Source organism: Cyclobacterium sp., assembly GCF_014762705.1.
Taxonomy (GTDB): domain Bacteria; phylum Bacteroidota; class Bacteroidia; order Cytophagales; family Cyclobacteriaceae; genus Cyclobacterium.
In genome coordinates this window covers 126763-139569 of sequence record NZ_JABURL010000023.1, presented here as the reverse complement: position 1 = coordinate 139569, position 12807 = coordinate 126763, and the positions used below count along the sequence as shown (strand labels likewise).

Sequence of the window (12807 nt, the reverse complement as noted above, 5' to 3'; positions counted from 1 at the left end):
CATAAATTGGTTGTTTGACACCAATTTATGACCAAAACTTGATCTTTTGCAAAGATAAGCATTGAAAAGGAAAAAACAGAAAGCATTACCATACTGTCTTTACTAAGACTTTGGCTGATAAACGTAGCTATCATTTCGACCGGTATAACTTGGAAAACATGAGCAATATCCTATTTTTACAAAAACCATTGACTGATCTTTACCATTTGTAAACCAGAAGTATAAAAATGAAATTCTCCTTTTATTTAGGCAAATATAGTGGCATCAAAGTATTCATCCACTGGACCTTTTCGCTTCTTTTATTATGGATTATTATAGCCAACACCCGCTCCGGAACGCCAATATTAGACACAGGATGGACAATTTTATTTGTTCTTTTGATTTTTTTATGTGTGATTTTACATGAGTTTGGTCATGCACTCACGGCTCAAAAATATGGGATCCATACCCGTGATATTATTTTGTTACCAATTGGCGGGCTGGCCAGATTGGAAAAATTACCGGAAGATCCAAAGGAGGAACTTAAGGTAGCTCTGGCGGGACCGCTGGTAAACCTGGTATTATTTTTACTCTTATCCGTTATTTTATTTTTTACCGGTTTTGACTTTAATTTGTTGGAAGCACCAAAGCTGAACGGTTCAAGTATATGGCTTTTTCTGGCTTCGGCCAATTTTTTCCTGGCGGTTTTCAACCTGCTGCCCGCCTTTCCTATGGATGGTGGCAGGGTATTAAGGGCTTTGCTATCTTTCAGAATGTCCAGGGTAAAAGCTACAGAAATAGCAGGAGGCACCGGTCAGATCATGGCCATCCTATTTGTATTTTTCGGGCTTTTTAACAATCCGCTTTTGGTCTTGATCGGCATCTTTATTTTTCTTGGAGCCCAGGCCGAAGTCAATCAAACCAAACAACATTCCTTTCTGGAAGGATTTAATGTTGGAGATGCGCTGATGAGCAAATTCCCGGTTTTGGCATATAATTCACCCCTGCAGAAGGCAGTTGACAAGCTTTTGGATGGTCAGGCAACCCATTTTGTTGTGGTGAAGGAAGACTCCCCAATAGGCATCCTTAGCCGTGAGGGTATCGTACAGGGCCTGCAAGAACAAAATGCGCAGATATCCATTGAAAAAGTCACTGACATAAATCCCCTGAAGTTTGAAATAACTTTGCCTCTTGAGGAAGCACTAAAGAAAATGGCCGCTGAAAACAAAAAAGTCGCACTGGTTTACGAGGCACAACATTTCATAGGTATCCTGGATCAGGAAAATATTTCCGAATTTATCATGGTAAAAAATGCCATCACCCGATGATCCAAATACCTGATCACCCACATAGCATCCATCATGTAGAAATAAAAAAAGCCCTGGAAACCTCTGAGTCCGGAATATCGCAGGCTTCGGCAGAACAAAGAAAACGCCAATTTGGACTAAATGAAATCCCTGACAGGAGCAAAAAATCCCTCTGGAGCATTTTATTTAAACAGTTTCGAAACATCATGGTGTATATTCTGTTGGTGGCTGCCTTTATTTCCTTTCTTACCGGACATCAGGTAGATGTGATTGTAATTCTTGTGATCGTAGGTATTAATATTGCCATAGGTTTTATTCAGGAATATAAAGCGGAAAGTGCCATGCAGTCCCTAAAAGGTTTTATGGTTCCGCAATGCAAAGTCATCCGGGAAGGAAAATTATCGACCATCCCTTCAAAAGAACTCGTCCCTGGGGATTTGATGAGTTTATCAGCAGGTGACTTGATACCGGCTGATGGTGTAATCTTCCAAACCCATGATGCCCAGGCCATGGAGGCCTCCCTGACAGGGGAAGCTGTTCCCGTGGAAAAAAATGCCACCCCGGGGCCGGAGGCAAGCCTTGTAGCCGACCGAAAAAACATGGTCTGGAAAGGCACCTTTCTTACCAGTGGTGAAACGCTTGCCTGGGTTACGGCTACAGGACTAAAAACCCAGCTTGGCCTGATTGCAGACAGCATATACACCATCCCTCCCAAAGATTCAAATTTTAAGAAAAAATCCGACATGTTGGCCAAACAGATGGCCATCGTGGCTATTTTAAGCTCACTTATCTTATTTTTTGCCGGATACTTTTTTCAGGAAATCCCTGTAAATGAGCTGTTACTTATATCCATAGCAGCATTGGTATCAGCCATTCCTGAAGGATTACCTGCCGTACTTTCGATTGTACTGGCCATCGGTTCTTACAGAATGTCTAAAAAAAATGCCATTATCCGGGAAATTTCAGCAACTGAAAGCTTGGGTACAGTAAGTACTATCGTCACAGACAAAACAGGCACCTTGACCCAAAACACCATGACCATCAATACCCTTTGGCAAATCGGAGGGGCTGAGGTTTCTGTTTCAGGTGAAGGTTGGGAACACAAAGGGGAAATTACTGGTAGTTTGGAGGATATAGCCGCCATGGATCAATTATTGGAGATAGCTGCCCATTGCAATAATGCTACCGTATCCCTCAGTGATAGCGGCAAATATCAAATTTCAGGAGACCCTACGGAGGCTGCATTTGCTGTGCTGGCCAAAAAAGCTGGTGTAGAAAAAAAACTGCCAATCCTGGAAGATTTCCCCTTCAGTTCAAAATTAAAATACCGGTCTTCCATAATTGAAAAACCCGCTGGTCTTTATAAGCTATTTATTGGCGCACCTGAGATTATTCTATTAAATTCAACCCAGTTCATGGGTAAGGAAGGTTATCATCCACTTGAGGCAAATGAGTTGGCATTAAGCCACAAAAAACTGGATGATTGGTCAAAAAAAAGCTATAGGGTTTTGGGTTTGGCATTTAAACCTTTAAATGAAAATAAGTCTGAAGAAGAGGAAGAAGAAGGTGAAATGATATTTTGTGGACTTGCTGCCATGATTGACCCACCACGCCCGGAAGTACCTGAAGCAGTAAAGGCCTGTCACGAAGCCGGAATCAGGGTGATTATGGCTACAGGAGACCATGCCCAGACAGCATTGGCCATAGGAAAAGAAGTGGGTATTGTTTTACCAGGAAGGGAGCAGGTGCTCTCAGAAGCAGACCTGCTGCAACTAAAAGGAGAGGATTTTGGCAAGGCCATACAAGAAGTAGATATTTTTTCACGCCTTAGCCCAATAATGAAACTCCGGATTGCAAAATCCCTGCAAGATCAGGGTGAATTGGTAGCCATGACCGGAGATGGGGTCAATGATGCCCCCGCCTTAAAACAGGCCAATGTGGGTGTGTCCATGGGAATCATGGGCACAGATGTGGCCCGGGAGGCCTCATTGGTAGTCTTGGCAGACGATAATTTCGCCACCATTGTCAAAGCTGTAGAACAAGGGAGAATTGTTTTTAACAATGCCAGAAGAACAAGTTTTTTTCTTGTCACAACCAACCTGGCAGAAATTCTTACGCTAATAGTCGCCATTGGAACGGGATATCCCCTGCCCCTTACTGCTACTCAAATCCTTTGGATCAATCTGGTCACAGATGGGTTTTGTGATAAGGCACTTGCCACTGAAGCAGGTGTAGGAAATGAATTGAAAAAGCCGCCTGTGAACCCCGGAGAAAATATCATCAATAAAGAAGTATTTCCTTCCTTGATTCTCAATACCATTTTTATGACAGGTTTGGCCCTTATCGGTTTTATGGTTTATTTGCCTCAGGGCCTTAATAAAGCAAGGACGATTGTTTTTATCATTTTGGCATTTACCCAACTTTTCAATGTATTCAATATGCGAAACCTAAAAGGTTCTGCCTTTAAAGTTGGATTATTCTCTAATAAATGGGTAAATTATGCTTTGCTCATTTCGATATCCATACAGGTGCTGATTATCGAAGTCCCTTATTTTGCGGGTCTTTTTGAATTCCAAAGTATTTCCTTTTTGGAATTGCTAAGTTGGGCCTTCTTATCCTCCTTTGTATTGTGGATCAATGAATTATATAAACTTATATTTATTAAAAATGAAATTTAAATTAAATACAGCAAGTCCAGATGAGGCGGTAAAAAATATTAAAAGTCACCAAAGGGTATTTGTGCATGGAAGTGCCGCCACCCCTACTGTATTATTACAAGCCCTGGCCAAAAGAAAAGAGGAATTAAAAGATGTTGAAATTGTGTCCATCACCACTTTAGGTGAAATGCCCCTGGCTACTGAATCTTGTAAAGGAAGCTTTTTTATCAATTCTCTTTTTGTTTCTGAAAACGTCAGAAAAGCGGTGAACAGCGAGCAAGGTGGTTATGTTCCCATTTTTTTGAGTGAAATAGGCCGCCTCTTCAGAAAGCAGATATTACCTATCGATGTAGCCTTGGTCCAAGTATCTCCTCCGGATAATCATGGGTATTGCTCCCTTGGAACTTCGGTAGATGTGGCCAGGCCCGCAGTAGATACTGCCCGTTATATTATAGCACAGGTAAATCATCAGATGCCCAGAACATTGGGAGATGGCCAGATCCACGTCAATAATATAGATGTGGCGATAGAAGTAAATGAGCCCCTTCCCCAGGTGGATTATTCCGCTAAACTCAATGAGGCAGATTATAAAATAGGCAACTACATAGCAGAAATGATTGATGACGGCTCCACCCTGCAATTGGGTATCGGGGGTATTCCCGATGCCGTTTTAAAATCCCTTGGGCAACACAAGGACCTGGGTATACACACCGAAATGTTTTCTGACGGAGTTATAGACCTGTTTGAAAGCGGAGCGATAACCAACCGTTTTAAAAAGAAACATCCCGGAAAAGTGGTTTCCTCATTTGTCATCGGCACCCAAAAGGTCTATGACAGTATTCATGATAACCCGGCTTTTTCTTTTCATGAGGCGGCCTATGTCAATGATACGGCTGTAATCAGAAAAAACCCCAAAGTCATATCTATAAATTCATGTGTAGAGATTGACCTCACGGGCCAGGTCTGCGCAGACTCCATAGGGAGTTACCACTATTCCGGAGTGGGGGGACAAATGGATTTTATGAGAGGTGCCGCCCTTTCAGAAGATGGCAAACCCATTATGGCACTGAGGGCCAGTACCAAAAAAGGAAAATCAAAAATCGTTCCCTTTCTAAAAGAGGGTGCCGGAGTGGTGACTACCAGGGCCCACATGCATTATGTGGTCACAGAATTTGGTGCTGCTTACCTCTATGGCAAAAACCTGCGCCAGCGTGCCTACGAACTTAAAAAAATCGCCGCTCCGGAACACCAGGAAGAATTGGACAAAGCCATCTTTGAAAGGTTTGGGAATTTCACCTACCCTCTCCAATAAAATACAACCCATGGAATTGGCTGTAGCGAATTGAATTAACTCATCCAGCTGATTTCATGTGTTTATAATTGTTTCTTAATGGTCACATGCCTGCCTGTCGGCAGAATGGGAATCTCGTATGCTTAATAATCATCTCAGTGTGTGACGTACGCGTCATGCTCGATTTCATGGGATATTTATGCTTTTTTTAACTGAAGGGTGAATTGCGTCCCCAAACCTGAAAGGCTTTGCACATCCATCCTGCCACCATTAAGGGTCAGAAATTGCTTGACCAAAAGCAAACCTAAACCAGTGCCTTTCTCGTTTGCTGTGCCCACCATGGAGGGTATACGGCCTTCATCCTCTCCATTGATCAGGTTTTGATGGACCTCATCTATGCCAACTCCAGAGTCTTTAATGTGACAATAGACAAAACGTTCATCTTCCTCATAAAAAATACTTATCCGGCCATATTCCGGGGTGAATTTGATCGCATTACCGATCAGGTTTTGGATAATGATTTTAAGGTGGTTTTTATCCACCAAAGCAAGACCTGGCAGGCCTGAGGCTCCCTGATGCCGGATCTCCAGGAATTTGGTTCTTACCTGAAAATTTAAATGCTCCAATACCCTATCCACCATCTCTGTCACATCCACCCCTGTAGGTTTGGCATCCATGCCGTCCATTTGGGTATTCGCCCATTCCAGCAAGTCATTTAACAAACCTTCCGTATTTTGGACCTGTCCGGATAAAAGCGCAAAAACATCCTGCTCCTCCTTTTCGCTAAAATATCCCTTTCCCTTCATCTCAAGTAGTTGCTTGATGGCATTGATCGGTGACCTCAAATCATGGGAAATAATAGACAATAACCTTGTCCTTACATGGTTTAACTCCTTTAAAGATTGATTTTGTTGCGTAATCAAATCCTTTTGCTGTCTGATAGCATTATTTTTCTTCTCCAAAGAGCGGTTGAAATGTTCCTTTAACCGCAAATGCTTTGCGAAAAAATAAAGCATCCCAGCCAGCAACACAACTAAGACCACCAAAAAACCCATCAGTTTGTAGTGTTGTTGTATCAAGGTGTTGTCCCTTTCTTTTTCTGCTCTCAGTCGCTGATTATCTGTCTGAGTCAGGTTTAGCTGCAGCCTGGCCATTTGCCGGTTTTTGGCGGCATCATAAAGGCTATCGCTGTAGGCCTTATGCGCCTGCAAATGAAAAAAGGCTTTATCAAAAATAGCCAGTTCACTATAAATCCGGCTTAGCAATCCCGTGATTTGTTGCAAATCCCAATGTGCCCCATGGGATTCTGCAATCTCCAAAGCCTGTTTACCCAGTTCCAGGGCATATTCTATATCCCCTTTGTCAAAGTGAATTGCCGCTAAACCCGTCAGGGCAAATGACTTTTCCCAGTTGGTTAACAACAAATCGTCATACAAAACTTCCAAATACAACTCCTCTGCCCGGTCCAGAACTCCCCTTTCATGATATACCCTGGCCATTCGGTTTTTTACCATGAGGTTAAGCACTGACTTTCTATCTGCCTCCAAAAACACCATCGCTCTTTCTAAATGGTCCATAGAAAGTTTTAAATCACCCAACTCATCGTAGGCAATTCCTAAATTGAAAAGATTTTTGGCTACTCCCAAACTATCTCCGAGGGAGGTATTGCCCTCCAAACATTCTTTCAAAAGCTGAATGGCTTCCTCATATTCTTTATCCACCATCTGGATTAGTGCCCTTCCATTGGTTGCATAGAGAGACTCTTTTATAGCATTGGCCTGATCTCCAAAGTTCTTTGCCACTGCAAAATGTTCAAGGGCTTTGTTATAGCCTCCAGAAATATAATGAACCCTTCCTGCCTGGTTATGGATCCTGGCCAAAAGCAAGGGATCATCGGTAGCTATTCCCAGGCTTAATGCCTGCTTCACCAAAGCCAGTGACTCCTCCTTTTGGTCGTATTGTATGGCACTCGCTTTTTCTAACAATGAGTCAATCCTATCCGAGGCCTGGGCCAATGATACCGAAAAGCAAATCGCTACACGAAGAATAAAAAAGATGCATCTGCAGGGCATGAAATCAATATTGACATTTATACAATAATTAAAAATACACAAACAAAAATAGTTAAATTAATATTTTAAACAAATATAATTTCTATAAAATTAATTTAACCTTATAAAAGTATTTTATCGGCAAAAAAACGCTATTAGAATAAATCTTTCAACACCCTATTGGCTGCATGAAAACCGCACATTCCGTGAACCCCTCCTCCGGGAGGGGTTGCAGAGGAACACAGGTAAACCCCTTTTGCTGAAGTCCTATAGGGAGAAAGTCTGAGAGCCGGCCTGGTGAAAATCTGAGTAATGTCCTGGACCCCTACATTGATATCTCCTCCAATATAATTGGGATTATAAGCTTGAAAATCCATGGCATTCATATACCTCTTTGCCAGGATAATTTTGCCAAAGCCTGGTGCGGACTTTTCAATCTGATTGATTATTAAATCTGAAATATCCCGGGTGCTTCCTGCAGGCACATGGCAATAGGCCCAGGCAGTGTGTTTGCCCTCAGGAGCCCGGCCTGGATCTACCAGTGATTGCTGGGCTACCAGCACATATGGGTTGGTTGGATAAAGCCCCTTCCATATGGCGGCTTCTGCTTGTACGATTTCAGGCATAGTACCGCCCAGATGTACTGTTCCTGCGAGCCTGGCTTCCGGAGAGATCCAGGGAATGGGGCCTTCGAGCGCAAAATCCATCTTAAATACCCCCATGCCATAACGGTATCGGTTGAGCTGCCATTTATAGATACGGGATAGGCTGCCCCCTGCGATCTCCAATAATTTTTTAGGGCTGGTATCAAACAATATGGCCTTTGCCGGAGGAATTTCACCTATATCCCTTACCATCCAACCAGTTTTAAATTCCCCCCCTATATCCAAAAAATAAGAAAGAAGTGCATTGGCCAAAGCCTGGGAACCACCCTTAACCACAGGCCATCCACCAAAATGTCCCGCGCCCATCAGCACCAGTCCAATGGCTGAAGTAGCCAAATTGCTTAGTGGTTGAATCCCATGCGCTGACATTCCGGCAAACAATGCCCTGGTTTTTTCTTCGCGGAAGGATTTGGCAAGCCATGTAAGGGGTTGCAGGGCACTAAGCCCGAAGGAGGCTAGCTGGAGAGGATTTTTAGGGATTTTTAATGGGGCTAAAAAATCATATGTCAAATCCTCCCAATGGTCCTTAATTGGCTGCATCAGGTTCTGGTAACGCTTTGCATCAGTTCCCAAATGATTGGCTGTTTTCTCCAAAGATGGGTACAGCGAAACAGCCGAACCATCGGGCATGGGATGGGCTGCAAGAACTTTCGGATGAAGAAACTCCAATCCGTGTTCGGCAAGGGGAAGGCTTTTAAAAAACGGGGCCGCCACTGCCATCGGATGTATGGCAGAGCAGATATCGTGGTGAAAACCAGGCAAGGTCAGTTCACTGGTGCGCATCCCCCCTCCCACCTTGTCTTTGCCTTCAATCAATAAAACTTTTAATCCATGTTGGACCAATACGATCGCTGCTCCAAGACCATTAGGTCCGGAACCAACTACTACTGCATCATAAACTTTTTCAGGCATTAAGCTCCTTTCGATTCTATATTCTGGTTTCCATTTTCGGTGGCCAGCCTGGACAAGGCCAGCACAAATCTATCCAAATCGGCGGTACGGGTATACACATGAGGCGAAACCCGAACACAGTTAATATTGCCGTAACTTATAGAGGTGGTATGTATTTTATATTTACTCAGTAGTTGTTGTCCCAGTTCCTGTGGCGTCAACCCCGTCACCGATACACCTGCAATGGCGCAACTATAGGCAGCTTTGAGAGAAGTATGTATTTTCACACCGGGAATGGTCAGGGCCTTTTCTGCCCAGTAATTTTTCAGGTACCGAACCCTTTCCTCTTTTCTTTTGGCACCAATCCCATTGTGAAAATTCAAGGCTTCCCCTATGCCTTGTTCCAAAGGAAAACTTCGGGTACCCAAAGTTTCAAATTTCCGGATATCAGCACTCCTGGGATCACCGTTACAAAGCAATGGCCAAACTTTGGAAATTTTGTCTTTTTTAACCCAAAGCATGCCTGTTCCGATAGGAGCAGAAAGGTATTTGTGCAGGCTGGTACCGAAATAATCCGCTTCCAGATCCGGAATGTCAAAATCCAACAAACCAAAAGAATGTGCACCGTCCACGATCACTTCCAGACCTTTATCATGTGCCATTTGGCAAATTTTCTTTACAGGCATGATCTGCCCCACCCAGTTGATTACATGAGTGACATGGATGATTTTTGTCCTGGGAGTAATGGCCTGCCGGTAGGCGTTTACTATTGTTTCATCATCCTCTATAGGGAAATCAAATGAAATCTGCTTGTAAACAATTCCTTCTCTTTGCTCCCTTTGGCTCCAGGCCTGCATCATGTTGGGATAATCTTGCTTGCAACCTATAACCTCATCACCCTTTTCTAGGTCCAAACCATATATAATGGTGTTCAGGGCTTCTGTTGCATTGCGGTTGATAGCCAATTCTTCCGGGTCACAGCCGCCCAGTAGGGCCAATTTTTCTCTCAAAGGCTCCCTTCCCTGATCCAGGATTCTCCACATGTAATAAGATGGAGCTTGATTGGACATTTGGTTATACCGCTCCACCGCATCTAAAACCAGCTGTGGACTAGGAGAAACACCTCCATTGTTCAGGTTCAAAACCGGAGATGAGCTGGCTGGATAGCCTTGTTGGATGAAGGCCCAAAAATCCTCATTCTCTGCCATTCTTCCCGGAGACACATTCTTGTATAATTGGCTTTTTGCTGCTAAATCTGCAGCAAACACCTGCTGACACAGGCTATTGACAGAAAAGGCTCCGGTAAGAACCGCTGCTTTTCTGAAGAATTCTCTTCTATTGGTTTCAGGTTTCATTTTAAATGATTTTAGTTAGTGGTTGATGTTAATAAATGAAAATAAAAGGTAATAATCTTCCTGGTTTTATAAGGAGCCGACATCGACTTTTGCGAAAATAATCAAATTTATCGGTTTTTTCTGATTGTCTGCATTTACATCTCCTGCTTCATCCTGAGAAAAAATTTGCTTCTGGTGTCAATTTATCGGAATTTTGGAATTCAAACAATAAGAGGATGAGAGACATTAAATTGGTGGAAGTCAGATCGGAATTAGCCGCTGGAACCAGGGGGGCCAGCATGGGAATTGATGCCCTTAAAGTAGCCAGCTTGGATAAGAAATCCGACTTTTTCACCAAATTCGATCCTGTCAATGTAAAAGATGCCAATGATTACCTTTGGCGGGGCAATGAACATCCCTATGCAAAGTATATCGATGGAGTTTATGAGGTAATTCATAACGTCTATACCACCATCCGGGACTTGCGAGAAAAAAGAAAATTTCCGATTGTCCTTGCCGGAGATCATTCCACCGCTGCAGGCACGATAATGGGTATTAAAGCTGCCCATCCCGAAAGAAAACTTGGAGTAATCTGGATAGACGCACATGCAGACCTGCATTCACCTTTCACAAGCCCTTCCGGAAACATGCACGGCATGCCATTGGCCATGTGCCTGGGAATTGATAATCTGGAACAAAAACTAAACGATCCCCTTCCGGGAACTGTAGCCTATTGGGATAAACTCAAAAACATAGGAGGAGAAAAACCAAAAATTTCAGCCGAAGACATTGTATTTATCGGCGTAAGGGATACTGAATATCCGGAAAACTACCTTATAGAAAAGTACGGAATCACCAATATTTCCGTGGCAGAATTGCGCACTTCCGGCATCCCTGCAGCAGCATCCAAAGTTTTGGATAGGCTGAAAGCCTGCGATCAAATTTACATTTCCTTTGATGTAGACAGCCTGGACACTTCTATTTCGAAAGGAACCGGCACACCCGTGCCCGACGGATTGACTTTATCTGAAGCTGTGCAACTCAATGAAGCATTGATCAAAGATAAAAGGGTGTGTGCCTGGGAAATTGTAGAGGTTAATCCTACGCTGGATACAGAAAATGCCATGGCTGAAAATGCCTTCGAGATATTGGAATCTACCACCAGGTCCCTGGTACAAAACTTCTAAGTTGCCAAAATTTATAATCCCGGATGCTTTTCCATAAATATCCTGGCGAATGCTGTAACATTAGGATACATGCTGGTTTCTTCGAGCACTTCAACGGCAGAAAAAAAGCGGACTTCACAACATTCAGGTGAAGGGACGAAGCGCAGGTGTTCCAGTTCCGTAAGGTATATGACATTGGCAATATAAATCCCTTTATGGTTTTTTACCGTGAAAAAAAAACAAGGTTGATCAGCGATTGCACTTGTTTTGAGTTGCATCTCTTCCCATATCTCCCTTTTGATTCCCTCCTGAGCAGATTCTCCATGGTCCAATCCTCCACCGGGCAGCTCCCATATGCCATTGTCCTCTTTGACCAAAAGAAAACGTTGGGTCTCATCCAGGATGAGTGCTTTTACACTTACACGGTAAAAACATTCCGGTATTTCCAATTTCATGAATTCAGTTATTTTTCTGGTTTGAGAGCCAGGCAACTTTCTGGACGGGCACATGTTCACGACCCAGGATATCTCTGTAAAGTTCCGGTCTGCGTGCATTTTTGTACCTAAACCCACCCGCCTGCTCTAGCTTTTCCGGGTTTAGGGTAGCAAGGGCAAAATCATCATCCAATTTCCGGCATTCTGTGATGATATCTCCAAAAGGGTCAATCACCATCGAACACCCATTTTTCAACTGATTATCATCCATGCCAATTGGATTGGAAAAAACAGCATATATGGCATTATCATAGGCCCTTGCCGGGAGCCATTTCATGAGCCATTGGCGGCCCTTCATCCCATCAAATTCAATCCTCAGGGAAGTAGGGTCTTTGTGCCTGTTTTTCCAAAGGAAGGGATCCACAAATCCCGCCCCAGGCCTGGAAGAAGGGGTACACATGGTTACATGCGGCATGAAAATCACATCTGCACCCAATAGGCTGGTAGCTCTTACATTTTCTATAATGTTGTTGTCGTAGCAAATCAGTATACCACATTTCCAACCTTGTATATCAAAAACAGTATATGCAGATCCAGGAGTGAGGTGGGGATTGATAAATGGGTGAAGCTTGTGGTGCCTGGCTTTCAGTCCGTCTCCATCCACACAGACATAGCATTTGTACATCCGTTCATCTTTATCCTTTTCAAAAAGCCCTGCCAAAATGGTAATTTCATACCGCCGGGCTATTTGGATCAGCCTTTCAACACTGGGGCCGTTTGGAACAAATTCAGCCAAACCCAACATTTGTTCACGGTTTAATTTGCGGGCAAATGTATACCCGGTGATGGAACATTCATGAAAAGCAATTACCTTTGCTCCCTGGCTGGCAGCCTTATGGCTTAAACTTTCAATAATCTCCAGATTATACGTTTTATCTCCACTTCTGTGTTCAAATTGTGCGGTTGCTACCGTTAACTCTTCCATAATCAAAATCCAGTGAAATTTATTGGGCAAAATATAGACCCCAGGGC

General features: G+C 43.4%; 9 protein-coding genes. 4 read left to right on the top strand and 5 right to left on the bottom strand.

The annotated features are described in order from the left end of the window. Positions 1-227 precede the first annotated feature (227 nt). The 3 genes from HUJ21_RS03635 to HUJ21_RS03625 are packed head-to-tail and all read left to right on the top strand — an operon-like array spanning position 228 to position 5255. Positions 228-1307 carry a site-2 protease family protein gene (locus HUJ21_RS03635; RefSeq protein ID WP_291367396.1) on the top strand — a complete coding sequence of 360 codons (1080 nt, stop codon included), beginning with the start codon at positions 228-230 and terminating at the stop codon, positions 1305-1307. Further along, a complete protein-coding gene (locus tag HUJ21_RS03630) occupies positions 1304-3964 on the top strand; it encodes an HAD-IC family P-type ATPase (RefSeq protein WP_291367394.1) in 2661 nt (886 codons plus the stop codon). Before HUJ21_RS03635 ends, HUJ21_RS03630 begins: the two co-directional genes overlap by 4 nt. Beyond that, positions 3954-5255, top strand: coding sequence for an acetyl-CoA hydrolase/transferase C-terminal domain-containing protein (locus tag HUJ21_RS03625; protein ID WP_291367392.1), 1302 nt, complete (start codon positions 3954-3956; stop codon positions 5253-5255). The genes HUJ21_RS03630 and HUJ21_RS03625 overlap by 11 nt, the downstream gene beginning before the upstream one ends. Before the next feature lie 176 nt (positions 5256-5431). Here HUJ21_RS03625 and HUJ21_RS03620 read toward each other — a convergent pair whose 3' ends face one another. From HUJ21_RS03620 to HUJ21_RS03610, 3 genes are all read right to left on the bottom strand, one after another. Further along, positions 5432-7306, bottom strand: a complete 1875-nt coding sequence (locus HUJ21_RS03620) for a tetratricopeptide repeat-containing sensor histidine kinase (protein WP_291367390.1) — start codon at positions 7304-7306, stop codon at positions 5432-5434. Positions 7307-7440: 134 nt separating this feature from the next. Next, on the bottom strand, positions 7441-8862 hold the full coding sequence (locus tag HUJ21_RS03615) for an NAD(P)/FAD-dependent oxidoreductase (protein WP_291367388.1): 1422 nt from the start codon (positions 8860-8862) through the stop codon (positions 7441-7443). Continuing rightward, positions 8862-10196, bottom strand: coding sequence for an aminotransferase class V-fold PLP-dependent enzyme (locus HUJ21_RS03610; protein ID WP_291367386.1), 1335 nt, complete (start codon positions 10194-10196; stop codon positions 8862-8864). The genes HUJ21_RS03615 and HUJ21_RS03610 overlap by 1 nt, the downstream gene beginning before the upstream one ends. Before the next feature lie 215 nt (positions 10197-10411). Here HUJ21_RS03610 and rocF point away from each other — a divergent pair, with 215 nt between their 5' ends. Continuing rightward, a complete protein-coding gene (gene rocF, locus HUJ21_RS03605) occupies positions 10412-11362 on the top strand; it encodes an arginase (protein ID WP_291367384.1) in 951 nt (316 codons plus the stop codon). Positions 11363-11373: 11 nt separating this feature from the next. On the opposite strand, the gene HUJ21_RS03600 is transcribed toward rocF, so the two are convergent. Beyond that, complete coding sequence (locus HUJ21_RS03600; RefSeq protein WP_291367382.1) at positions 11374-11796, bottom strand: NUDIX hydrolase; 423 nt, start codon at positions 11794-11796, stop codon at positions 11374-11376. 4 nt (positions 11797-11800) lie between these two features. Then, positions 11801-12760, bottom strand: a complete 960-nt coding sequence (locus HUJ21_RS03595; protein WP_291367380.1) for a nitrilase family protein — start codon at positions 12758-12760, stop codon at positions 11801-11803. Between the last annotated feature and the right edge of the window lie 47 nt (positions 12761-12807).